This window comes from Epibacterium sp. HA2-3 (assembly GCF_055693725.2).
Genome location: NZ_JBVFUL020000002.1, coordinates 275001 through 299272 on the forward strand (window position 1 = coordinate 275001; position 24272 = coordinate 299272).

Below are 24272 nucleotides of genomic sequence, written 5' to 3' on the forward strand. Positions count from 1 at the left end.
AAAGCAGCTTACGCTGCTATCCTTGACGTTCGAACCTCTGCACATCACTGGTTGCTTTAACAAAATCCAATCCCAAGGGCGGAACTGAACCTGCGATCTGACCCGGCTAGGAACCAGAAATGCAACCAATTATTCTCTGTCTGTTGTGCTTGGTTTCAAAAGAAACCGAAGCCGAACAAGACAGTGAAGCTGACACTCAATCATCGGACTTGCGTCCTAAGAGCGTTGATATACAGACGTTGATCCATCGAAATGAACCAAACCGCCCACATATCTCTTCAGTCATCCAACAATGTCAAAGAGCAAACATCCAAGACCCAAAAGCAGACCGTCGCGCAAATCTTAAGCGCCACCGCCTACATCCATACTCGAATGCCCCAGTCTCTCCTGAGCGTCATAACCGTCTTTCCGATCCGTCAGCAGCGTCCCCGCCGCAGCCAACCGCGCCTCAGCGCCGCCGGTGAAGCGCTGTTTATGGATACTCGAAAAGAGTCGCAACCCCAAAAAAACACCAACAACCAACAAAAATGAACTTTCTGAACTAATCACATAATATCAATGCTTTAGCTCCAAACCCCGCGCACCCCCATCCGCAAGCCACTGCTCAGACCCCCGCAGCAGCGCCCCACCAAAATCCTGCAAACGCCAAACCCGAACCCCTTACCCACAGCCAAACCCCACTTACCCACAGACTCGGCCCAAAATCCCACACGGAAGAAAACCGAAAACAAAGCAACAAACCTAAACAAACGCGGTGGGGACACCGACACGCTGGCGAGGGCGCGTGAGTGTATAGAGACGGGCTTGCCGATCAGAGTTCGGTAAAGATCGCCGCATTCTTTCGGAACCAGGGAACCAGAAGCTCTTTCAGGGCGGCGACCTTGCGCGACTGACGCAAATCCTTGTGCGTGAGCATCCAGATCGGCGCGTAGGTCATTGTTGCAAGATGTCGAAGTGGGACCAGAGCAGGGGAGGTGCGCCCCAGAAAGACTGGCATACGCAGCGCGCCCATCCCTGCTTCGGCGGCGGCCTTCAGCGCCACCATGTCATCAAATCGCGCACGCACACGGGAGTTGGGATGAATAGCCCATGCGACCTTGGGAGGTGCCTTGTGATGTGTATAGAGCACCCAATCCAAGGGCGCCTCCGGTGACCGAGCTGCCGCCTCTGCCACCTCGGGCGCCGCAAAACAGGCGCTCTTTTGGGCAGTCAACTGACGCCCGATCAAAGTCTCCCCCGGTTCAGAGCTGATCCGGATCGCCAAATCTGCCTCTCGTCTGTTCAGATCCAAGAGATCATTGCTGGCCTTCACCACAAGTTCGACCTCGGGATAGAGGTCAATGAAGCGCTTCAAGACCGGGGCAAGCTGTGCCTGTATCAGGAGTTGCGGTGCAGTCAGGGTGAGACGCCCCGAGAGGGTCTGGTCCTTTCCAGTGACGCGCCGCAGCAACTGGTGTTCTTCCCTCTCCATACCCTCCGCAGCCACGGCCAAATCGCGCGCGAGCGGCATCGGCACATAGCCTTCGGGGTGGCGTTCAAACAAGGGTTGGCCTAATGCCTTCTCGGCGCGTGTCACCCTACGGGCAACGGTGGTGTAGGTCACACCCAGATCGTCCCCTGCAGCAGCGAGTGTGCCACAGCGCACCAGAGCGAGAACCGTGCGCATATCATCCCAGTTTAACTGCATGCATGCGTTTTCGCATGACTAGAGTGCGAAAGCACGTGTTTTCGCATTTGCTCCCACGCCCCATGTTCTCCGTGTTCGACAAACAAGGAGACCAAAATGGTTTACGCCTATGCAAATATTATTGTCGCTAATGCTGACAGCCTCGCATCCTATCGCGAGAAAGCCGGAGATGCGCTTGCAAAACATGGAGGGCGGGTGGCGCAGGCAACGCCACAACAGACCATTCTGGAGGGCGCGCGGGATGAAACCGGGCTTGGAGCGATCCTCGTCTTTGAAACAGTCGAAGGCGCAAAAGCCTGGATCAACGATCCCGCGCTCTCTGACGTGCATGCGCTTCGACGCGGCGCTGGACAAAGCACCATTACCCTGATGGCATAAACGCGTCAGGGTTCGCATGTCTTCGATGCAGATTCTGCCCTTGGGGGCGACACAAGCAGACATGGGCCGCTGCTTCGACCTAAAGCTGCAACACTGCATATGTGAAGATCTACGTCACCATCGATGCATGTGGCAGGTTTCACTTGGCCCCATGGGCCGGCCACCCCTGCGCCTCGCCCATGTGCGTCCGTGCATCCCCACCAGAAAAAGCGGGCGCGGAGCCATAAGGTCCGCGCCCGCCATCATCAAAGATAAAGGGTGCACCGTCACTCGGCTGCGATCTGCCCTTCTGCCTTCTCAACCCGCACAGCCGAGAACTTGAACTCGGGGATCTTGCCGTAGGGATCGATTGCCGGGTTGGTCAGGATATTGGCCGCTGCCTCGACATAGGCAAAGGGCACAAAGACCATGTCTTCGGCCACCGCGCGGTCCGCACGAGCCATGATCTCGATCGAGCCGCGACGCGTGGACAGTCGAACCATCTCGCCCGGCTCAACCCCAAGGGTGCGCAGGGTACGCGGATGCAACGAACAGTTTGCCTCCGGCTCAACCGCATCCAACACAAGCGAGCGCCGCGTCATGGAGCCCGTATGCCAATGTTCGAGCTGACGCCCCGTGGTCATGATCATCGGGAAGTCCGCATCCGGGGCCTCATCCGGCGGGATCACCGAGGCAGGCGTAAATTTCGCCCGCCCCTCGGGGCGCGGGAAGCCATCGCCAAACACAATCGCCTGACCCGGGTCGGTCTCATGCAGCGAGGGATAGGTGATGGTCTCCACCTCCAGACGTTCCCAGGTGATATTGTCGAGCGACTTCATATTGAGTTTCATCTCGGCAAAAACCTCGGAAACATCACTATAGGCCCAAGGCAAGCCGATCCGCTGTGCCAATTCTACGGTGATCTTCCAATCCTCGCGCGCCTCACCCGGAGGGGTGACGGCAGGCCGCACGCGCTGCACCTGACGGTTGGTGTTGGACACCGTGCCGTTCTTTTCATAAAGGGTCGAGGCGGGCAGGATGATGTCGGCGAAATTCGCCGTCTCGGTCAGGAAAATATCCTGCACGATCATCAGGTCGAGCTTGGCAAAGGCCTCGCGCGCGTGATCGGCGTCAGGGTCGGACATGGCAGGGTTCTCACCCTGAATGTACATGCCTTTGATATTGCCCGCATAAACCTGATCCACGATCTCCGTCACGGTGAGGCCCTTCTCATTGGAGAAATCGCCCCCACCCCAGACATCTGTAAAGCTGCGACGGACATCGTCAGAGGTGACAGTCTGGTAGTCCGGCAGGAACATCGGAATGAGACCCGCATCCGACGCACCCTGCACATTGTTCTGCCCCCGCAAGGGGTGCAGGCCCGCACCGGGTTTACCGACATTGCCTGTCATCAAGGCCAGCGAGATCAGGCACCGCGAGTTGTCAGTGCCGTGAATGTGCTGGCTGACGCCCATGCCCCAGAATATCATCCCCGCCTCGGCACCTGCAAAGGTCCGGGCCACGCGGCGCAGCTGCTCTGGCTCGATGCCGCAGATTTCCGACATCTTTTCTGGCGTGAACTGGCGCAGGTGCTCTTTTTCAGCCTCCCAGTTTTCGGTCCAGCGGTGGATATACTGGCTGTCATAGAGCTCTTCTTCCACGATCACGTTCATGATCGCATTGAGCATCGACACATCGGCACCTGGACGGAACTGGAGCATCTCGTCCGCATATCGGCGCATGCCGACACCGCGCGGATCCATCACAATCAGCTTGCCACCGCGTTTGGTGAACTGCTTGAAATAGGTCGCAGCAACAGGGTGGTTCTCAATCGGGTTGGCGCCGATGATGATCGCTACATCCGCGTTCTCGATCTCGTTGAAGGTTGCGGTCACAGCCCCCGAGCCCACGTTCTCGATCAGTGCCGCCACAGAAGAGGCATGACACAGGCGGGTGCAGTGATCGACGTTGTTGTGCTTGAAGCCCTGACGAATAAACTTCTGGAAGAGATAGGCTTCTTCATTGGTGCATTTTGCCGACCCAAAACCTGCGACAGATTTGGGGTCTGCGTCCCGCAGCTTGATCAGACCTTTCGCGGCCAGATCCATCGCCTCGTCCCAGCTTGCCTCGCGGAAGTGGGTCATCAGGTTCCCGGGATCGACATTCAGCCCTTTGGCCGGTGCATCCTCGCGACGGATCAGCGGTTTGGTCAGGCGGTGCGGATGGTGGATATAGTCAAATCCGAAACGACCTTTCACGCAGAGACGGCCTTCGTTCGCGGGGCCATTGATGCCCTCGACATATTTGACCTTACCATCTTTTACCTTGAGCGAGACTTTGCAGCCGACCCCGCAGAAGGGGCAGACGCTTTCGGTTTCTGAATCAAAGTCCTTGCGATCGCCCACCTGGTTTTCATCCACCACGGTCGCGGGCATCAGTGCGCCCGTCGGGCAGGCCTGCACGCATTCGCCGCAGGCCACGCAGGAGGACTCGCCCATCGGGTCGGCAATATCAAAGGTCGGATAGGCATTGTGCCCCCGGCCCGCCATACCAATCACGTCGTTCACCTGCACTTCACGGCAGGCGCGCACGCAGAGCCCGCAAGAGATACAGGCATCAAGGTTCACGCTCATCGCAACATGGCTGTCATCCAGCAGCGGGATGTGCCCCTCTTCGAGCTTGGGAAAGCGCGACTCCGAAACCCCGTTCAGCTCTGCCATATCCCACATATGCGAGGACTTATCATGCGCAACCTCCTGCGCGGGCTGATCCGCAACCAGCAGCTCCATCACCATCTTTCGCGCGTTTTCGGCGCGTGCATTGTTGGTGGTGACAACCATGCCCTCACTGGGCTCGCGAATGCAGGAGGCCGCAAGCGTGCGCTCGCCCTCGATCTCGACCATGCAGGCGCGGCAGTTGCCGTCGGGGCGATAGCCGGGCTGCGGCTTGTGGCAGAGATGCGGGATCTTGAGGCCGCGACCATGGGCGACTTCCCAGATGGTCATGCCAGCGTCGGCGGTGACTTGCGCGCCGTCGAGCGTAAAGGTGATTTTATCGGACATCTCTCAGATCTCCTCGGGGAAGTGTTTCATGGTGAGGCGGATCGGGTTGGGCGCGGCTTGGCCCAGACCGCAGATGGAGGCATCCACCATGGTCTGACTGAGTTCCTCAAGAAGCGACTGATCCCATTTTTCGGCCTGCATCAGTTTCACGGCCTTTTCACAGCCCACCCGGCAAGGGGTGCATTGGCCACAGCTTTCATCCTCAAAAAACCGCAGCATATTGAGCGCCGCATCCCGCGCGGAATCCTGATCGGACAACACCACCACAGCGGCAGAGCCAATGAATGATCCATGTGGTTGTAGCGTGTCAAAATCGAGCGGAATGTCATTCATATGTGCAGGCAACAAACCCGAAGACGGCCCGCCCGGCTGGTAGGCCTTGAACAAGTGGCCCTCGAGCATGCCCCCCGCGGCTTCGATCACATCAAGGATGGTGGAGCCAGCAGGCAGCAGATGCACGCCCGGGTTCTGGACGCGACCGGAGACGGAATAGGACCTCAGCCCCTTGCGCCCGTTCTTCTCAACCGCGTTCAGACACTCTGGCCCTTCGCGATTGATTTTCGCGATCCAATACAACGTCTCGACATTGTGCACGAGGGTCGGCCGCCCAAAGATGCCCACTTGCGCCACAAAGGGCGGGCGGTGACGCGGCTCGCCGCGTTTGCCCTCGATGGATTCGATCATCGCGGATTCTTCGCCGCAGATATAGGCCCCTGCCCCGCGACGCAGATCGATATAGCCTGCCTCCACGATGCCCGCTTCCTCGAGCGCGCGAATCTCGCGGCGCAGGATCTCCAGTACGGCCGGGTATTCGTCCCGCATATAGATGAAGGCCCTCTCCGCCTCCACCGCCCAAGCAGCAATTAACATCCCCTCAAGGAAAAGATGTGGCGTGCGCTCAAGATAGTAGCGATCCTTGAAAGTCCCCGGCTCGCCTTCATCGCCATTCACGGCAAGATAGCGCGGCCCCTCATTGGCACGCACAAAACCCCATTTCTTGCCGGACGGGAAGCCTGCACCCCCAAGACCCCGCAGCCCTGCCGACAGAACTTTTTCTTGGACCGCTTCCCAATCGCCGCTCTCGCGCAGATCTTTCAAAACGGCATAGCCGCCCTCTGCGGCATAAGACTCATAGGTCTCGTAATCGGGGATGTGGGCGTGGGTGTCATCGCTCGCGATCGCTGTCTCGACCTTTGCGAGGGTGGCGTGGTCGATGTGGTTATGACCGATCTCGAGCACCGGCGCGGTATCGCACCGCCCCATGCAGGGCGCGCGCAAAACGCGGACCTGCGCGGGGTTCATGCCGTCTTCCAGCGCCTTTGTCAGTTGCTCGGCACCCGCAAGTTCGCAGGACAATGAATCACAGACCCGGATCGTCAGAGCAGGCGGCGGTGTCTCGCCTTCTTTGACCACATCGAAATGCGCATAAAAGCTGGCGACCTCGTAGATCTCCGCCTGACCGACCCGCATTTCCTCAGAGAGCGCGCGGATATGCGCTGCGGAAATATGGCCGAATTTGTCCTGAACCAGATGCAGGAACTCGATCAACAGATCGCGATCGCGGGGACGCGCGCCCAGAAGATCCAGGATCTCGGTATGCGCCTGATCGTCTAGCTGACGACCTTTTGGGGTTTTGCGCCCCTTGCCGCGTCCGGATTTCCAAACGCCAGATGTATTGTCCAGAGGTGCCATGGGTGTCTCCCGGTTCAGGTGCCGTAGGCCCGGGATCACACCCTCTAGTTATTTGGTCAAATTCGAATGCGCGAAGGCGCAATCAGCGTTGCTTATGATGCAAACGCAGCGACCTAGAGTGGCCCCGCTGCGATCACAGCCTTGAGCGCCCGGATGGTCGTCAGTTCAGGCTGACGCTCGACAGAGGCCAGGCAAATCGGCCACGAGGGCTCGGGATCGACCAACCGCAATGTGCGTGTCCCTTGAAGTGGCCCCAAGGCTTCGACCAGGGCCTGAGGAAGGATGGTGGCCACCGACCCGGCCCGCGCCATCACCAGTGACGCCATAAAGCCACTGGACTCCGAAACGATCTCTGGTCGCAGATCGAGATCGGCAAAAATCCGGTCCAGAATACGCCGGTTCTGCATTTGCGGCTCCAGCAAACTCAACGGCAGCTGTGCCGCATTGCGCCACGACATCTGCGTCTCGTGTCCCGACAGCATCTGTTCGGAGGCAAAGACAACATAGGCCTCGTCGTAGAGATCCGTGACGCTCATGTCGTCGCGACCGACGCTGTCGCTGTAGGTCACCCCCACATCCAGCGTCCCATCATAGAGCCGCTGCTGAATGCTGAGCGAGGTGGTGACTTCGAGGCGCACGAAGACCCGAGGATGCGCCTGATGCATCCGATCCACAAGCTGCGCCGCATAAGAGGTCGCCGTTGGCACAACCCCGATCACCAAAGTCCCGGTCACTTCGCCACGGGCGGCAGCAATTTCCTGATCAAGCGCCTTTGCGTCGTCGAGAATCCCACGCGCGCGCTCCACGATCATCTGGCCTTCCGCCGTGAGTCCCTGAAACCGATTGCCACGGCGCACAATCGAGAGTCCCAGCTTATCCTCGAGGCTGCGAATGCGCATCGAGAACGCGGGTTGCGACATATGGCACGCCTCAGCCGCCCTCGCGAAATGCTGGTGGCGCGCCAGGGCTGTTAACAATTGCAGATCTTTAAGTTCAATCATCCGCGCTTACTGGCCCTGTTTTGACTCGCACTGGCGATTTCAGAGGTCATAAATCACTCAAAATGTCACGTAATTTCGCATCCATAGACGCGCACATTGGCGCAGCAAATGCGCAAAGGCACAACCGACCGCTCAGGACAGGGGTACGTATCTCGTTGATACTATAGGTTAATCCCAACTGCCATTCTATCCTCGCGCTGCGACTGCCGACGTGAGGCGCGCGCTTACGGTCAATTAATTGGCTGGTAAACTCTCTGCTTTACCTCATTAAACCATAATCTTCGCGGATGTCCCCGATATGAAGGAGTTAAATCGTGCGTCTCGTAACCACAGTTGCGGCCTTGCTCATGGCCGTCCCGGCGATCGCTTCAGATGAGTTCACCCCGGCCCTTGAGGCCTACATGAACGATGAAATCATGGACTGGGCCAATGCCCCGGAGATCGTCGCGGCGATCAAGGCGCAAAACGATGCACACGCTGGCCTTACCCAAACTCAGATCGAGGAAATGGACCAAGCCTGGCGGGGTACGGTCACAACGCCCCAGAATGATCCGATCGCACCCGTGCTCGAGAATCCGGTCTCAGACGCATTGCGCGCCCGTATCGATGCCTCCATGGGCGCCATGACGGAAATTTTCATCATGGATGAACACGGACTGAACGTCGCTGCCTCCGATGTCACCTCGGACATGTGGCAAGGGGACGAAGCAAAATTCCAGGACACCTATGGTAAGGGCGCAGGCAGCGTTCACATCAGCGGGGTCGAGCTCGATGAGTCCACACAGCGCTATCAGGGCCAAATCTCGGTCACGATTGTTGATCCGGAAACCGGATCTCCGATTGGCGCGATTACCGTGGGCGTTGACGCGGAAAGCCTTCTCTAAAGTCCAAACCTGACGGGTGCACTGAACGGATATGCAACACCATGGCGACCACTGAAATCAAATCTTCCGCCCTCAAGGGATGGTCCATTTTCACCAAGCTCAGCTTGTTGTTGGCAGCGGCAACGCTGGTGATCGTAACCTTCATCACCGTCGCAAACAAATTGATCATTGACCAAACCGTCCGGGAAGGTGTGCGTACCCTTGGTCAGAATGTCACCTATTCAGTCGCCTCGCGCAGCGGCGGGGCGATCCGTTTTGGCGATCAGGACAAGCTGCTCGCAGATTTGTCCTTGGTCATCGAAATGTCCGAGGGGCGCTCGCTGAACGGGATTGCGGTCAACGGGGACGGCAACCTGATTGCCTCCGCTGGCGACGCAGGTGAAGCGCAACTTGACCTGCTCTCCGAACTCGCTCTTGCGGCATTTGAGAGCAACGAGATGCAAGTGAGCGCCAATGGCGAAGTCTTTGCCGTACCCGCCACCACCTCCAAAGGTGTCCCCGTTGGGGCGATTGCCATGACTTGGTCAAGCAAAGCAGCCATGATCGGCGCTCTTCAGCAACAAATGATTGCCTATGGCGCCGGTGCTGTGCTGTTTTTTGCGATGATGTTCATTGCCTCCATGGTCCTGCGCCGGATCGTCAGCGCTCCTTTGAAGGATCTCGGCAGCAGCATCGTCGACATTGCCGCAGGGCAGTATGACAAGCCTGTCGAGTATCTGGAACGAGCGGATGAGGTGGGGCGCATCGCCCGAAATGTTGAAAACCTCAAGCAGCAGCTGGCCCTGGCACACGCCAAGGAAACAGAACGCGAAACCGCACAAGCCCATCAGAAACACGTCGTCGATGCCCTGAACAACGCGCTGAAAAGCATGTCTGACGGCGATCTTACCCAGGCGATTGATGATCCTTTTGCCGAGGAATACGAAACCCTGCGCCGCAACTTCAATACGACGCGAGCCACCATGGTCAGCATCATCGACTCCGTCATAGAGAGCAGCGAGCGCATTCGCTCAAGCGCGGAGCAGATCAGCGTCTCGTCTGCTGACTTGTCTCAGCGCACCGAAAGCCAGGCTGCCACGCTTGAGGAAACCGCGGCCGCGATGGAGGAGCTCAACGGCAGCGTGCGCTCCGCAGCCGGTGGCGCGCGTGAAGTCGAAGGCATCATGGAAGAAACCCGTGCCACTGCCGAACAGAGCAGCAAGGTGGTCTCGGATGCAGTGGAAGCCATGTCCAACATTGAGGCCTCCTCGGTCAAGATCTCCAAGATTCTGACCATGATCGACGACATTGCATTCCAAACAAACCTCCTCGCGCTCAACGCAGGCGTCGAAGCCGCGCGCGCCGGCGAAGCAGGCCGTGGCTTTGCGGTTGTGGCCTCTGAGGTCCGCGCCCTCGCGCAACGGTCATCGGATGCCGCGCAAGAGATTAAGCACCTGATCGTCGAGAGCACGGAACAGGTTGGTGAAGGGGTGCGCCTTGTAGGCCGCACGGGTGAGGAGCTCGACAAGATCATCGGTCGTGTCGGGACGATCTCCGGTCACGTCAGCGGCATCGCAACCGGGGCAGAGGAACAGTCGACCACTTTGAACGAGATCAACACCGGCGTTTCGCAACTGGATCAGGTGACGCAACACAACGCGGCCATGGTTGAGGAAACGACCGCTGCGAGCCAGGTGTTGCGCAATGATGCCACGCAACTCGCGCGTGTCGTGGCGATCTTCAAGACCGGTGACACCAAGCGCAAATCCCAATCAGAACCTGAAGCCCCCACTGTGGCACAGGCGGATGTGTCGCATGCCTATGCGGCAGAAGAATCCCCCCAAGAGGCGCCCGTGGCAGACGCGGAGATTTTACAAAAGAAAGCGGTGGGTTGGGAGGACTTCTAACCCAGCCGTATTTTCGCGAGGCGCGCGGCATTTGCACGCGCGCCCGGCTTTCCAAAATACACTCAGGCTCATCCCATCAAACTCTGCAATGACGGTGGAACAGGACCTCAAAGCGCCCCCGCAAAGGGGGCTTTTGCGTTCTGGGGTTGTCCTTTATCGCGCCCGGCGCCTCGAAGCCAACAGTCAAGTAAAAAACCAGCTGAAGCAGGTCAATCCTCGAAGAACCCGACCCTATCGAGTTCACTAACGCCTTCACAAAAGATCGATGCGCTCAGAGGTCAGGCGAGTGGGGCGAATCGAACACTTGCGTATCCAGTTGCCCACTGGAACGCGCAAACCATTGTCTTTGCGATGTTAATCCCTGCATCAGGCTCACGTACAATCCAACAGCTCCAGCGTAGCCCGCGCGACATTGTATCGAATGAACCACCTAGCTTTGCTTCTCCTGCTTGCATCCGCGCCCCAGCTATATGGAGTACGGAACAATGAAATCAAAGTCTTAGCTGAATTTTCACATTTCTGAATTCGAAATACTGGATTTTGGATACTTTATAAGTATAAGACAAGCGGATGCCGGGAGGGAGGAGGCCGGGCGCAATGAAGATCTGGTTCTCAAGTTCCAATGCCGCACTTCGCGCTGCCAATGCCTGCGAGGTGCGCCCTGAGGACTACCTAGAACCTGCCAAACCACATCCCCACCCCGCCGGACTTAAAAACCAAAGACCTCACAACATGGAGAACGAGGAATGAACGTGTTTTTGAAAGCCGTGGCCGTCGGCACGATGGCCCTCCACCTTGCCACGCCGGCCTTCGCCGACGACATCAAGCTGCGCTTTGCAGGCGTGTTCCCCATCGACCATCAAGGCACAAAGATGATGGAACAGGTCGCTGCAGAGGTGAACGCAGCGAATGTTGGTCTCGACATGACGGTTTTTCCCGCCAGCCAGCTCGGCTCCGGTGAAGCCCTGTTCGAAGACGTTGCGCGCGGCAACATCGATTTTGCATCGGCTTTCATTTACTCCGATACGGATCCCCGTCTGGAATTCCTGAACATGCCGTTCCTTGTCAGCAGCTATGATGACATGGACCGCGTCCTGCGCGACATGGATTCAGATTACAATCGCATCCTGCAGGACATTACCGACGAATATGGTGTGCGCGTGATGGCCGCGAACCCCGAGGGCTTTGTCGGCATCGTGGCCTCCAAGGAGCCCGACAACTGGAACACCTTCGACGACAAAGGCATGAACATCCGCGTCTGGTCGTCAAACGCTGTAAAGGCCACCGTCGAGTCCCTCGGCTATCGTGCGACCACAATGGCATGGGGTGACATCTTCCCGGCGCTTCAGTCCGGCATCGTCGACGGCGCGATCTGCTGCACAAAAACCGCGACATACTCGATCTTTGCTAAATCCGACGTCGGCAGCCACTTCATCGAGTATAACTCTTTGCTGGAACAGACATTCTACTATGGCTCCGAGCGCACCCTCGCCAAGCTGAACGACGAGCAGCGCGACGTCATTCAAGCTGCGATGAGCAAAGCCTCGGCCGACTTCTTCGCCTACAACCGCGAAAACGACGCAGCCTTCGGTCAAAAGCTGATCGACAGCGGCTACACCATTTTGAAACTCAACGACGAGGATCAACAGGCGATGGCCGAGTATGTGCGCACGACCATCTGGCCGACAATGGAAAGCGCAGTCGGCAAAGACGTCATCGATCGCGTGCTGGCGGCTGTTCAATAATCACACAATTCCGGGGCAGCCATTGCGGCTGCCCCGCTCTGCGATCGTGCAGGAACCGGTCACAGGGTGCGCTGAGACGTAGAGTGGGAGAGGTGCCCGCCTGCTGCAATCCAGCTTTGGCACCAGTCAACTTGCACGCAACAAGAGGGAGGGGAAATGACGCGTATTACGGATGAGTTGCCACGTGTCATCGGAGTACCGATGAACTGGGCAATGGTCTTGATGAAGTTTCTCGTCGTATTTTCCGGCGCGATGATGGCCTTGACCTTTGGCTTGGTCGTGGTGGTGAGATATGGATTTGGCGGTGATCTCTTCGCATATGAAGAATGGTTGCTGGCGATCAGCATCGTGGGCTTTTTTGCAGGGGCAGTCCTGGCCTCGGAACGCAAGCTGCACATCAACGCTGATATCCTCGAAGTCGTATTCAAAAGCCCCCGGCTGATCTGGTGGCGCGGGTTTGCGGTTCTTCTGATCGAACTCTTGGTCACGCTCTTCATCGTTTACGCCTGCTATGCGTCGCTGGCCGATGACTTCTCCTTTCCACGCCTGCGCGCGACGCCCGCGTTGCGCATCCCATTTGTCTCCTGGCGCATTGCCATCATGATCGCCTTTGGCTTCATGGCAATGTTTTCGGCGGCTTATCTCTATGTGCACATCCGTCAAGGCCTCGGCCTCCCGCTCAAATCAGACCGTCAGGAGGATGCGCCGTCATGATCATCATCGGAAGTCTCGTCATCGTGTGCGCCATGCTCCTATTGGGAGTCAGTGTCTTTGTGGCCTTTGGCGCGGTGTTGATGTTCATCGCGGTCTTTGGCGATCAGTCCATCACCGGCTATCTTCCAACCGGGGCGACGGGTCTGCGGTCATTGGTGTTGCTCGCCATTCCGCTCTTTATGATTGCAGGCGGCGTGATGGAGCGCGGGCGGATCGCAGCCCCCCTCGTGGCCATCGCAGAGATGTTTGTCGGCCACCTCAAGGGCGGACTGAGCGCGGCCGCCGTCATGGCCTGTGGCATCTTCGGCTCCATCGCGGGCAGTGCCAACTCAACACTGACCTGCATTGGTGGCATCATGCTGCCGCATCTGAAAAAGGCGAACTACCCCGAAGGCAAATCCGCAGCGCTCCTTGTGGCGGCAAGCCCACTGGGCCTTCTGATCCCGCCAAGTGCCAACCACATACTCTATGGCTGGGTGGCGCAACAGCATGTTTTGAAATGCTTTTTGTCGACGGTCATCCCGGCCTTCATCCTGATCACGCTGCTGATCATCACCAACCATTTCATGTTGCGCAAACATGACGACATCAAGCTCTCTGCCCCACCCTCCCCGTTTTTCCCGGCGCTTAGGGCCCAGGGACGTGTCGCCGGCCCGGCGCTGATGATGCCGATCATCATTCTTGGCGGTATCTACGGCGGGATCATGACGCCGACCGAGGCTGCGGGCATCGCCGTTGTCTATGCGATCCCGGTTGCGATCTACTTCTATCGCGGCTTGACGTGGAAGGGTTTGATCGAAACGTTTCAGAAGTCGGGGATCACGATTGGCGTCGTTATGATCATGATCTTCATGGTCCTCATCGTCTCTGACAACCTCATCGCACAGGGCGCGCCTCAGATTGCGCAGCAGATGGTCTACTCGGTCTCTGACAATCCCATTGTGATCTTGCTGATGATCAATGTGGTCATGATCCTGATCGGGATGCTGATGGACGATATCTCTGGACTGCTGCTGTCGACACCGATCCTGTTGCCAATCGCGCAAAGCGTGGGCATGGATCCGATCCATTTTGCGGCCGTGATCGGCGTTAATCTGGGTATGGCCAATATCACGCCGCCGACCGCACCGCTGTTGTACCTGGGCGCTCAGGTCTCGGAGACGCCGGTCGCAAAGATGCTGATGCCCACGCTGATGTTCATCATCTTTGCTTGGTTGCCGACCCTGATGCTCACGACCTTTGTGCCCTCGGTTGCACTTTGGCTGCCGGAACTCCTACTGGGCTAAACACACCACTCCTTCAGATTGCCGTTTACCCGAGAGCCGACGATTTCTGTCGGCTCTCGGGTGGTGCCCGCTGCCAGAACTTGGACGATAGAGAAAATTCCACACGGAGTTACAAAACAGATTGGATTTTGGATACAAAATGCGGTAAGTCAATTGTGCAAGGGCGCGGGCATGGGTTCGCCACCTTCAGGATATTCACGAGAGTTCAGACACTTGCATCGGTTTGGACTGGATTCTCAGGAGGGCAGCACCCCGCTTGCCCGTCAAAGCAAACAGGAGCACGCATGTCTCAAACTATCTTCTCGGGCACGATGCCCGCCCTCATGACCCCGTGTAAAGAAGACCGCACACCCGACTTTGATGCCTTGGTGAAAAAAGGCAAAGAGATGATCGAGGCGGGCATGTCCGCAGTGGTCTACTGCGGCTCGATGGGTGATTGGCCCCTCCTGAGCGACGAAGACCGGATGACCGGCGTTGAACGCCTGATCGAAGCTGGTGTGCCAACGGTTGTTGGAACCGGCGCGATCAACTCCAAATCCGCCGTCGCATTGGCTGCGCATGCGCAGAAATTTGGCGCAGCCGGTCTTATGGTGATCCCGCGTGTGCTTTCGCGCGGCACCTCGGTGACAGCACAAAAGAATCATTTCAAGGCAATCCTCACGGCGGCGCCGGACGTGCCTGCCATCATCTACAACAGCCCGGTCTACGGGTTTGCGACGCGCGCGGATCTGTTTTTTGCGCTGCGTGCAGAGCACCCCAACCTGATCGGCTTCAAAGAGTTCGGCGGCAAGGACGATCTGCGCTACGCAGCTGAGCATATTACCAGCCAGGACGACCAGGTGACCTTGATGGTCGGCGTCGATACCGAAGTCTATCATGGCTTTGTGAACTGTGGCGCAACCGGCTCTATCACCGGGATCGGCACCGCACTCCCCAAAGAAGCACTGCTGCTGGCCGCATTGTCGCAAAAAGCGGCCCAAGGCCATGCAGAGGCACGGATGCGCGCGCGCGAACTGGAAGAAGCCTTTGGCGTGTTGGCGAGCTTTGACGAAGGCACCGATCTGGTTCTTTACTACAAATATCTGTTGGTTCTGAACGGGGAGGACGAATACCGTCTGCACTTCAACGAAACCGATGAACTGACCGACGCGCAGCGCAACTATTGTGAGCAACAGTACAGCCTGTTCCGCGCCTGGTTTGCGGATTGGTCCAAACAAGGCGGGATTATCGCCGAATGCATGTAATCGACAGCCATACCGGCGGGATGCCCACACGGGTCATCCTTGACGGCAGCCCCGATCTTGGATCGGGGCCGCTTTGTGTGCGGGCAGAAACACTGTCGCGCGCGCATTCAGAGTTTTGCGACTCGGTCCTGCTCGAGCCGCGTGGCCAACCGGGCATGGTTGCCGCCCTATTGGTTGAACCCGTGGACCCCGAGTGTGTCACCGGGGTGATATATTTCGATGCCGACGCCGTGTTGGGCATGTGTGGGCATGGCACCATTGGGCTTGCCGTGACGCTTGCGCATTTGGGCCGGATCGACGTTGGCACACATAAGATCGAAACGCCTGCAGGGATCGTGACGGTCGAACTGCACGATGCAAACACCGTCTCTGTAACCAACATTGAGAGCCGCCGCATTCACCACGCGGTCTCTGTCGAGGTCAAAGGACACGGCAGTTTTACCGGCGACTTGGCCTATGGCGGCAATTGGTTCTTTATCTGCGATGCACCGATCGAAGTGTCGACCGGCAATATTGCAGCGCTCACCGAACTGTCGAGCGCGATCAGAGAGGCCTGCGTGCAAAACGGCGTCTGCGGCCCGGATGGCGAAGCCGTGGATCATGTGATCCTGCGTGGCGCCAGCCCGAATGCCAGCAGCTTCAGCCGCAACTTTGTGCTCTGCCCCGACAACGAATATGACCGATCGCCGTGTGGGACCGGCAGTTCGGGCTTTGTGGCCTGCCTTGCCGCGTCAGGCCAATTGGCGGAAGGCACGGAGATTGTGCTCGAAAGCGTCATCGGAAGCGCCTACACGCTCTCCTACAGGAATGGCCCGACGGGCGGGGTGATCCCGCGCATCACTGGCCAGGCCTATGTCATGGCGGAGGCAAAATTGCTGTTTGCAACACAAGACCCCTTCAAAGCCGGGATCACCTGACCGCCTCATACAAAACAATGGGGCCACCCGGCCCCTTATCTGTTCCATTTCAGAGAGCCGTACCCATGTCGCAGGATATTGTTGTTATTGGCGCCGGTATTATTGGCATCAGCATTGCTGCTGAGTTGGTCCAGCAAGGGCATCGCGTCCGGGTTCTGGATCGCAGCGGTGTGGCTGCGGAAACCTCCAAGGGCAACGCTGGTGCCTTTGCCTTTACGGATGTGATGCCGCTGGCCACGCCCGGCATCATGCGCAAAGCGCCAAAATGGCTGCTCGATCCGCTTGGCCCATTGTCGATCCCGCCCCGCTACGCGTTGAAAATCGCGCCATGGATGCTCCGGTTCTGGCGCGCCAGTTGGCGTGACCGTTTTGAGACCTCTGTCGCGGCACAAAGTGCCCTCATGGACCTGTCCAGATCCGCGCTGGAGCGACAGATTGCAACGCATGGCGCCGAACATCTTATTCAGCGCGATGGACAATTGCAGCTCTTTGAGGGGGAGACCCAATTTCGCGACAGCCTGCCCGGCTGGGAACTGCGCGGCCAGTATGGGATCAAATATGACCTTCTGCGCAGCCCCGAGGAAATTGCCGAAATTCAGCCGGGACTTGATCGTCGATTTACCCATGCAGGATTCACCCCCGATTGGATCAACACGACCGATCCTCAGATCTGGACAGAGCATCTGGCCCAGAGCGTTGTGAACGCGGGGGGCGAGATTGTGGATTGCGATATACAGTCCATCTCAACTGTCGGCGGCAGGGTCCAGCTGACGCACGACGGCGGATCCCTTACTGCAGACAAAGTCATCGTCGCGGCTGGCGCTTGGTCCCACCATCTGGCGCGCACGCTGGGGGACCGGATCCCGCTTGAGACCGAGCGCGGATACAACACCACATTGCCCGCTGGGGCCTTCGACGTGCGAACTCATCTGACATTTGGCGCCCACGGCTTTGTGGTCAGCCGGATCAACGGCGGCGTCCGTGTTGGAGGCGCTGTTGAACTTGGCGGGTTGAAACTGCCACCCAATTATCGACGCGCCAAGATCCTGCTGGAGAAAGCCAAGCGCTTTCTGCCCGGCTTGGACACCGCGGGCGGGCGCCAATGGATGGGGTACCGCCCCTCGATTCCGGACACTCTTCCGGTGATCAGTCGCTCTCCGAAGTCTGACAATGTGATTTATGCCTTTGGTCATGGGCATTTGGGGCTGACACAATCCGCCGCCACCGCCGAGCTTGTGCGGGATTTGATCAACAAAAACAGCAGCCCGATCTCGCTTGATCCCTATCGGGCCAGCCGGTTCTAAACTAGGAAATACCTCATGCGCAGTTCCAAAACCATTCATGTCATCTCCGCTCATGCAGAAGGTGAAGTCGGGGATGTCATTGTTGGTGGCGTGCTGCCACCTCCGGGTGAAACGCTGTGGGAACAGCGCAATTTCATCGCCAATGACGAAACCTTGCGCAATTTTGTCCTGAATGAGCCACGTGGCGGCGTGTTTCGCCATGTGAATCTTTTGGTTCCCCCCAAACACCCCGAAGCGGTGGCGGCCTGGATCATTATGGAACCTGAAGATACGCCACCGATGTCGGGTTCAAATTCCATATGCGTTTCAACGGTTTTGCTCGACGGTGGGCTTGTGCCCATGCAGGAACCGGAAACCCATATGGTTCTGGAAGCCCCCGGCGGCCTCGTCAAAGTGCGGGCCGAGTGTCACGATGGCAAGGCAAGGCGTATTTTCGTGCAGAACCTACCGAGTTTTGCCGACAAGATCCAAGTGCCGCTCGACGTCAAAGGGCTTGGGACCATTACCGTCGACACAGCCTACGGAGGCGACAGTTTTGTGATCGTTGATGCCGAGGCTCTCGGATTCGAGATCACAGAGGTCGAAGCCAAGGACATCGCCAATCTCGGTGTGCGTATCACTGACGCAGCCAACGAACAGCTTGGGTTCTGCCACCCCGAAAATCCGGAATGGGATCACATTTCCTTCTGCGCGTTCTGCGGCCCGCTTCGTGAAACTGAAACAGGTTTCACCAGCAAATCTGCCGTCGCCATTCAACCTGGCAAAGTCGATCGCTCCCCTACCGGCACGGCAGTTTCAGCACGAATGGCGTTGATGTCTGCGCGCGGTCAGATGACGGCGGGCCAGAGCTTTGAAGCGGTTTCTATCATCGGGTCGAGTTTTACGGGCCAGATCTTGGACGTCACGCAGGTTGGCACGAAGCCGGCGATCATTCCAGAAATCAGCGGCCGCGGTTGGGTTACCGGCATACACCAACATATGCTCGACCCCGAAGATCCCTGGCCCGAAGGCTACCGGCTGTCTGACACCTGGGGAGCCTGAGGGATCCGCAGCAGACGCTTAGTTGGGGCAAATCAACACCAATTCGGCTAGGTTATTGGGAAAAGCGCCAGTCGCGACACTCCGTGACGGCGCTAAAGCCAAGGCATTGCGCACCCTTCTACTCTCATAATTTTCAACATTGAGGTCAACGAAGTGGCGCCGCCACTGCTGGGCGCGATCTGGGCGCAGCAAACGCGCCCCCCCAATTGCAGGTGTCCACGTTATATCCGCTGGTAAGCCACTCCGCGCGTCAACCGCCAGGGCTCGCGCACCGGTCAGCACGCAATTGCGCGACCGCACTCTCATGACCCATGCAAAGCAATCGGCCCTGCAGCATCCCCCTTGGTACAACCCGGAGCATGCTGCAAGGCCGAAGAATCGAGAGCCGGACGTCAGAGCTCAAAGAGCTCCTGACGTTCCCGGAGTCTGTCTCGCAAAAGCTGAAGGGTCACCCCTTCGGTTGCGCGTTCGATATCCGTGCAATCCTCGGTCCCAACTTGCTCACGCAGTTTGTCGAAGAAAACGGACATACCACCAAGCGTCTGCGAAATAAGATCGAAGTCTTGCAGCTCTCTGATTTCAGCGCTTGTGGGCGGGGTTCGACGCTCGACGATCGTCAGCACGGTATCTTCAAGCTGCTGAAGCTGTTTCTGCAACTGGCGCATTTCACGCGCCGAGTTTGCATAAACAGTATCGAGCGGTTTGGAAGAACTTGTGCCCATCTCACAAACGCCCCACAACTTGCTCGATTGCCTGACGCATCGACGCAACGGTGAACGGTTTACGAATGATGTTGTTCAAACCAAGCTTTTTGCCAACCTCAATGACCTCCGGTGTGGGTTTGCCTGTGACCAGGATGAACCCAACGCGTTGGGTTGCAGCATTGCCGCGCACTGCCTGCAAAAGCCCGAGGCCATCCATGCCGGGCATATTGTAGTCCGAAAGGACCAAGTGCACGGGATTCGTCGCAAGCTTCTGGAACGCGGATTGTCCGTTGTTTTCGACGAGATAGTTCTTAACGCCGAGTTCATCGAGACACTGAGTAAGAATGCCTCGGCTGGTCGACATGTCATCGACAACCATCACGCGCAGAGAGTCTTTCAAGCTCATCGTTTTTTCCTTGTGTTCTCGTCTTGGCTAACCGTGAGTGAAACTAGCCTGGGGTATTGACGTATGTTGTGATGCCGACCGTTTTCAGATGTTGAGCTGCCGGGCCGGACATTCGTTCTGAGTGACCTATGAAGAGGTACCCGCCTGGATTGAGTGTGCGCTGGAACGCCTGCCACACTTTTTGTTGGGTTGGATTGTCGAAGTAGATTGCGACATTGCGACAAAAGATTGCATCGAACTTCCCTTTGAATGGGAACGGCTCAATGAGATTCAGCACACCGTAAGTGACCTTTTGGCGCAGATGCTGCGGCACGCGGCCCGTGCCCTGCTTCGATCCCGGTTCGAGCTTCATTTTGTATTGCTTTGGGATGCCCTCAAAATCCTCGAGCGGGTATTGGCCCTGCTCTGCGGTCTTCACCACAACCGGATCGATATCAGTGCCGAGGATCTTGATGTCGTAGCGATCCGCATCTGGACACATGTCATGCAGCACCGCTGCAATCGTGTAGGGCTCCTGTCCGATCGAACACCCGGCCGACCAGATGCGTACACGCCCACCTTTTTTAGCCTTTTCAAGCAAAGGCGGCAGAACATCGTTACGCAGTGTTTCAAAGTGATGCGGTTCGCGAAAGAACTGCGTCACATTTGTGGTCAGCAGAGAAAGAAGCTCGCTTCTCTCCTGATCCGCATTAGGCCCATCGAGTTGCTTCAGATACTCTTTGAACACCTTGATGTTCTGCTTTCTCAGCTTCCGCGACAAACGAGAAGAAACCAGAGGTTTCTTGCTCGCAGACATCGCCAAGCCAAAGTGCTTGTACGCGAACTGCGCGATGGCCTCAAAGTCCTGATCAGACAGGATAATGCCATCGTCAAAGGGTTCGATTGGACCAGCAATACTCACGACAGGCCTTGCTCCGGTGCAGAAATTACAGCGTCGAGATTGATGATGCGGACCATGGTGTCATCATGAGAGATGATCCCCTGAATATACTCCATGGTGTATCGGCTATCGACGGGCGGTGTGTCCTGGATCTCTTCAGGATTGATAGAGATGATCTCGGATACGGATTCCGCCAACAAACCAACAGGCTTGCCATGCACGGCGACCACGATCACCACATTGCGCTCGCTGGCCTCGGTCTGTTGCAGACCGAACCGTGCGGAAAGATCATAGATCGGGATCACGGCGCCGCGCAGGTTCATCACGCCCAGAACATCCATCGGTGCATGGGGCAGAATGGTCACCGGCGCCCAGCGACGGATTTCCCGGATTTGGGTGATTTTCAGGCAGAAAGCCTGACCAGCAACCGTGAAGCTTACAAACTCGCTCTGCTGAGCATGTTTGACCTCCTGGTCGCCAATTTTAACTTCAGCTTGCGATTGCATTGCTCATTCTCCGATCTGAATCAAAGGTGGCCGATGTCGGCGAGGCGGCGATGATACTTTCTGAGTCCAAGATCATGGCGATCTTGCCATCGCCCAGGATCGTCGCCGCCGCGACGCCCGGGATATTCCCACAGACGCCATCGAGGCTTTTAATCACGACCTGTCGTTGGTCGTGAATGTCATCAACGGCAAGGGCGCTGCGTTGCCCTGTCTCCGTTTCAACCAACAGGTAAACACCGGGCGGCTTGTCGCCTTCGGGCTTACGCAATCCAAGCGCGCCTGCCACGTCGCAGATGGGAACAAAATTTCCGCGAATGGACAGCAGCGTGCCATCCGCACCCAGGCTGTTGATCATGTCATCACTGCCGCGCATCGTCTCGATGATCGAGGTGATCGGAACTACCATGGTCTGATCTGCGACCGACACCACCATGCCGTCCATGACCGCCAAGGTAAGCGGCAGGATGATGGTGAATGTGGAGCCCTTGCCAGGTGTGGACGAGACATTGATCCGGCCGCCAAGTGCTGTCACCGCGTTCTTGACCACGTCCATACCGACGCCACGTCCAGACAAGTTCGAGACTTCTTTGGCCGTCGAAAACCCCGGCAGGAACAGAAGGTTGTCGATCTCTGCATCCGTTAGGTCAGCATTTTCGGGGATAAGGCCCTTTTCAATCGCGATCTGCTTCACACGCGGGCGATTGATCCCGGCACCATTGTCCTTGATTTCGATGCAGACACTGCCCGAGCGATGCGACGCCGAGAGGCGAATTTCGCCGGTACGATTTTTGCCCGCTGCTTCGCGATCTTCGGGTTTCTCGATCCCGTGATCGACCGCATTGCGCAGAATATGAGTCAACGGATCAGAGAGCCGTTCGATGACTGTCTTGTCGACTTCGGTGTTCTCACCTTCCGTGATCAGCTTGGCAGATTTTTCTGTCGCCGAAGACGCTTCTCGGACGATCCGAGCCATGCGCTGGAACAAGGGCTTCACCGGTTGCGCGCGAATTGACATCACACCTTCTTGGATGTCGCGTGCGAGGTTTTTGAACCCCTCCAACTCGGTCTCCACATCCCGAAGGTCAGCCACATCCAGATTTGCAATCTGCTGCGCGAGCATCGAATGGTTAATGATAAGTTCGCCAACCGCGTTGATAAGCCGGTCCACCCGCTCCAGATCAACACGCAGGGTCGGCTTTGGTCCGCGTTGTTCTGACTTGTTGCTCTCTGGCTTGACAGTTTCGACCTTTTGCGTCGTTTCAGATGTTGCCATGGGAGTCGCCTCTGCAGGTGCCGGCACGTCAAAAGGGGCTGGCGTCTCGGGCTCGGCACTATCTCCGGGGACACCAAATGCGGCGTTCAGCGCAGCCAGGGCAGCGGCATCCTCCTCTTCGTCCTTGTCAGACGTTATCGAGAGTTCACACAAGCCTTCGACAAACTCGAATACTGCTTCAACCGCAGATTTCGGTTCTGTCGTGGTCAGGGTCAGGTTCCATGCAAGATAGCTGTCGTCCATCGCCATTGCATCAAACCCGGGAAGTTCCGTGTCATCCAGAACAACCTCAAGCGGTCCAAGTTCCGAGAGAGCCTGAAACAGGAAGAACGGCTCGTTGCCTGTCCCAAACATTTCCTTGAGGGGCCGGAAACGGATCTCGTAGGTTTTTTCCTCTTCCATCGCCAGCGGCAATGGAACCGAAGGCCCACCAAGCCCCATGGGCTCAAAGGTGAGTTCCTCTTCTTCCTCATCCAGGTATTCTTCCAGACCCGCGATCAGGACATCATTGTGTTCCTCGTCCACACTGCCGCCATCCCGCGACACGGAGACCAGGTCAGAGAGATGGTCGCTGCAGCGCAAGAGCAGCTGAATGAGCTTGGTGTCGAGTTGCAGCTTGTTGGACCGCACTTCGTCAAAGACGGTTTCGAACTTGTGTGCAAATGCAACCAGGTCATCGAGGCCAAACGCACCGGCACCACCTTTGATCGAATGCACAGCCCGGAAGACGGCATTGACAACTTCGGGATCGTGATCGCCTCCTTCGATAGCGGTCAGACCCTCATCCATTGCCTCAAGGAGCTCTTCGCACTCCTCAAAGAATGTATCTTGAATCGACCCCGACATCTTATGCGACCGCTCCTGTAACGCGCTTGAGCGCGAAGATCAGGGATTGGTCATCAAAGGGTTTGGTGATCCAACCGGTTGCGCCGGCATCACGGGCACGCGCTTTCATCTCGGGCGCGCTCTCGGTCGTCAGAACAAGGATCGGAACCTTGGAGTTGATACCGTCGCCGCGCAACTCCTCGATCACACCAAAGCCGTCGAGATTGGGCATGTTGATGTCTGTAATCACAACGTCTGGGGCAACGTCGTCGTACATGTCAACGCCCTCACGCCCGTCTACTGCGCAGTGATATTCGAAACCGGCCTCTTCCAGCGTTGCTGCCAGCAGGTTTCGGATCGTCCGGGAGTCGTCGATTGCCAGAACTTTGGTTTTCATACTGTTTCCTCGTCTTCAAATCGGTTGGGTTCCAAACCCAGAAGGGTGAGGGATTTTCGGCACCCCTCGTTGACGTTAGTGACCGAGAAACCCAAGCCCTCGGAGCGCCACTGTTGTTCTGCTCCCAAAAGCAGTTGCAGGCAGCGTGACGGCATTACCGCAACCTTGCTGCAATCGACCTCAACAGCCTTGTCACGTGAGGCGTTGAGAAATGCGACCAGTGGGTCTAGATCCGCGAATGCATTGGGCAAATCCAGAGTATGCTTTTGCGTTTCGGTGGTCATTTTCGCGATTCGCACCCCCGTTTAAGGCGATTGATATTGGTTCGATGAGGGCAGTATTAGCTTCAGGGCCTTAACATTTGATTTCCGCCATTCAGCCGGACACACCAAATTTTGAAAAAGCCGCCAGCGCGCGAATTGAAGGGAATGTGCGCCCCTCTAGAGTCACAGTATGATAGC

The 24272-nt window shown here is 57.3% G+C and carries 22 protein-coding genes; 11 read left to right on the top strand and 11 right to left on the bottom strand.

All coding sequences use genetic code 11. The features are described 5' to 3' along the window. The first annotated feature begins 252 nt into the window (after nucleotides 1–252). Nucleotides 253–531: a hypothetical protein gene (locus ACZ1HH_RS15825; RefSeq protein ID WP_472635462.1), complete on the top strand. Its 279-nt coding sequence runs from the start codon at nucleotides 253–255 to the stop codon at nucleotides 529–531. 280 nt (nucleotides 532–811) lie between these two features. Here the strand turns inward: ACZ1HH_RS15825 and ACZ1HH_RS15830 are convergent, their stop codons facing one another. Beyond that, nucleotides 812–1687, bottom strand: coding sequence for a LysR family transcriptional regulator (locus tag ACZ1HH_RS15830; RefSeq protein ID WP_487320508.1), 876 nt, complete (start codon nucleotides 1685–1687; stop codon nucleotides 812–814). Between the two features lie 96 nt (nucleotides 1688–1783). Here ACZ1HH_RS15830 and ACZ1HH_RS15835 point away from each other — a divergent pair, with 96 nt between their 5' ends. Next, nucleotides 1784–2065, top strand: a complete 282-nt coding sequence (locus tag ACZ1HH_RS15835; RefSeq protein ID WP_011536809.1) for a DUF1330 domain-containing protein — start codon at nucleotides 1784–1786, stop codon at nucleotides 2063–2065. Between the two features lie 266 nt (nucleotides 2066–2331). On the opposite strand, the gene fdhF is transcribed toward ACZ1HH_RS15835, so the two are convergent. The 3 genes from fdhF to ACZ1HH_RS15850 form a co-directional block, all read right to left on the bottom strand. Then, nucleotides 2332–5106, bottom strand: a complete 2775-nt coding sequence (gene fdhF, locus ACZ1HH_RS15840) for a formate dehydrogenase subunit alpha (RefSeq protein ID WP_472635303.1) — start codon at nucleotides 5104–5106, stop codon at nucleotides 2332–2334. A 3-nt stretch (nucleotides 5107–5109) separates the two neighbouring features. Further along, entirely contained in the window at nucleotides 5110–6798 is a 1689-nt protein-coding gene (locus ACZ1HH_RS15845; protein WP_472635304.1) for an NAD(P)H-dependent oxidoreductase subunit E, read from the bottom strand. A gap of 113 nt (nucleotides 6799–6911) precedes the next feature. Continuing rightward, complete coding sequence (locus tag ACZ1HH_RS15850) at nucleotides 6912–7799, bottom strand: LysR family transcriptional regulator (RefSeq protein WP_044026442.1); 888 nt, start codon at nucleotides 7797–7799, stop codon at nucleotides 6912–6914. Nucleotides 7800–8113: 314 nt separating this feature from the next. Between ACZ1HH_RS15850 and ACZ1HH_RS15855 the strand changes: the two genes are divergently transcribed. The 9 genes from ACZ1HH_RS15855 (at nucleotide 8114) to ACZ1HH_RS15895 (ending at nucleotide 18820) form a co-directional block, all read left to right on the top strand. Beyond that, entirely contained in the window at nucleotides 8114–8683 is a 570-nt protein-coding gene (locus ACZ1HH_RS15855; RefSeq protein WP_472635305.1) for a PDC sensor domain-containing protein, read from the top strand. 41 nt (nucleotides 8684–8724) lie between these two features. Further along, nucleotides 8725–10569 (top strand): methyl-accepting chemotaxis protein, encoded by a 1845-nt coding sequence (locus ACZ1HH_RS15860; protein ID WP_472635306.1) that lies wholly within the window; start codon nucleotides 8725–8727, stop codon nucleotides 10567–10569. Nucleotides 10570–11315: 746 nt separating this feature from the next. After that, the gene (gene dctP, locus ACZ1HH_RS15865; RefSeq protein ID WP_416369982.1) at nucleotides 11316–12314 is read left to right on the top strand and encodes a TRAP transporter substrate-binding protein DctP; all 999 of its coding nucleotides are present in this window, start codon (nucleotides 11316–11318) and stop codon (nucleotides 12312–12314) included. 156 nt (nucleotides 12315–12470) lie between these two features. Further along, nucleotides 12471–13028, top strand: a complete 558-nt coding sequence (locus ACZ1HH_RS15870) for a TRAP transporter small permease (RefSeq protein WP_416369981.1) — start codon at nucleotides 12471–12473, stop codon at nucleotides 13026–13028. After that, entirely contained in the window at nucleotides 13025–14314 is a 1290-nt protein-coding gene (locus ACZ1HH_RS15875; protein WP_472635307.1) for a TRAP transporter large permease, read from the top strand. The genes ACZ1HH_RS15870 and ACZ1HH_RS15875 overlap by 4 nt, the downstream gene beginning before the upstream one ends. 284 nt (nucleotides 14315–14598) lie before the next feature. Next, nucleotides 14599–15558, top strand: coding sequence for a dihydrodipicolinate synthase family protein (locus tag ACZ1HH_RS15880; RefSeq protein ID WP_011536818.1), 960 nt, complete (start codon nucleotides 14599–14601; stop codon nucleotides 15556–15558). Further along, nucleotides 15549–16475: a 4-hydroxyproline epimerase gene (locus tag ACZ1HH_RS15885; RefSeq protein WP_472635308.1), complete on the top strand. Its 927-nt coding sequence runs from the start codon at nucleotides 15549–15551 to the stop codon at nucleotides 16473–16475. The genes ACZ1HH_RS15880 and ACZ1HH_RS15885 overlap by 10 nt, the downstream gene beginning before the upstream one ends. A 65-nt stretch (nucleotides 16476–16540) precedes the next feature. Next, nucleotides 16541–17779, top strand: a complete 1239-nt coding sequence (locus ACZ1HH_RS15890; RefSeq protein WP_472635309.1) for an NAD(P)/FAD-dependent oxidoreductase — start codon at nucleotides 16541–16543, stop codon at nucleotides 17777–17779. Between the two features lie 15 nt (nucleotides 17780–17794). Next, nucleotides 17795–18820: a trans-3-hydroxy-L-proline dehydratase gene (locus ACZ1HH_RS15895; RefSeq protein WP_472635310.1), complete on the top strand. Its 1026-nt coding sequence runs from the start codon at nucleotides 17795–17797 to the stop codon at nucleotides 18818–18820. 392 nt (nucleotides 18821–19212) lie between these two features. Here ACZ1HH_RS15895 and ACZ1HH_RS15900 read toward each other — a convergent pair whose 3' ends face one another. The 7 genes from ACZ1HH_RS15900 to ACZ1HH_RS15930 are packed head-to-tail and all read right to left on the bottom strand — an operon-like array spanning nucleotide 19213 to nucleotide 24095. Next, nucleotides 19213–19542 (bottom strand): hypothetical protein, encoded by a 330-nt coding sequence (locus ACZ1HH_RS15900; protein ID WP_011536822.1) that lies wholly within the window; start codon nucleotides 19540–19542, stop codon nucleotides 19213–19215. 1 nt (nucleotide 19543) lies between these two features. Then, nucleotides 19544–19930, bottom strand: coding sequence for a response regulator (locus ACZ1HH_RS15905; protein ID WP_011536823.1), 387 nt, complete (start codon nucleotides 19928–19930; stop codon nucleotides 19544–19546). A gap of 43 nt (nucleotides 19931–19973) precedes the next feature. After that, nucleotides 19974–20831, bottom strand: coding sequence for a CheR family methyltransferase (locus ACZ1HH_RS15910; protein WP_011536824.1), 858 nt, complete (start codon nucleotides 20829–20831; stop codon nucleotides 19974–19976). Beyond that, the gene (locus tag ACZ1HH_RS15915; protein ID WP_005612856.1) at nucleotides 20828–21316 is read right to left on the bottom strand and encodes a chemotaxis protein CheW; all 489 of its coding nucleotides are present in this window, start codon (nucleotides 21314–21316) and stop codon (nucleotides 20828–20830) included. Before ACZ1HH_RS15915 ends, ACZ1HH_RS15910 begins: the two co-directional genes overlap by 4 nt. Continuing rightward, the gene (locus tag ACZ1HH_RS15920) at nucleotides 21300–23435 is read right to left on the bottom strand and encodes a chemotaxis protein CheA (protein WP_011536825.1); all 2136 of its coding nucleotides are present in this window, start codon (nucleotides 23433–23435) and stop codon (nucleotides 21300–21302) included. The genes ACZ1HH_RS15915 and ACZ1HH_RS15920 overlap by 17 nt, the downstream gene beginning before the upstream one ends. Before the next feature lies 1 nt (nucleotide 23436). Further along, the gene (locus ACZ1HH_RS15925) at nucleotides 23437–23811 is read right to left on the bottom strand and encodes a response regulator (RefSeq protein ID WP_005612860.1); all 375 of its coding nucleotides are present in this window, start codon (nucleotides 23809–23811) and stop codon (nucleotides 23437–23439) included. Then, nucleotides 23808–24095, bottom strand: coding sequence for an STAS domain-containing protein (locus tag ACZ1HH_RS15930; protein WP_005612862.1), 288 nt, complete (start codon nucleotides 24093–24095; stop codon nucleotides 23808–23810). Before ACZ1HH_RS15930 ends, ACZ1HH_RS15925 begins: the two co-directional genes overlap by 4 nt. Between the last annotated feature and the right edge of the window lie 177 nt (nucleotides 24096–24272).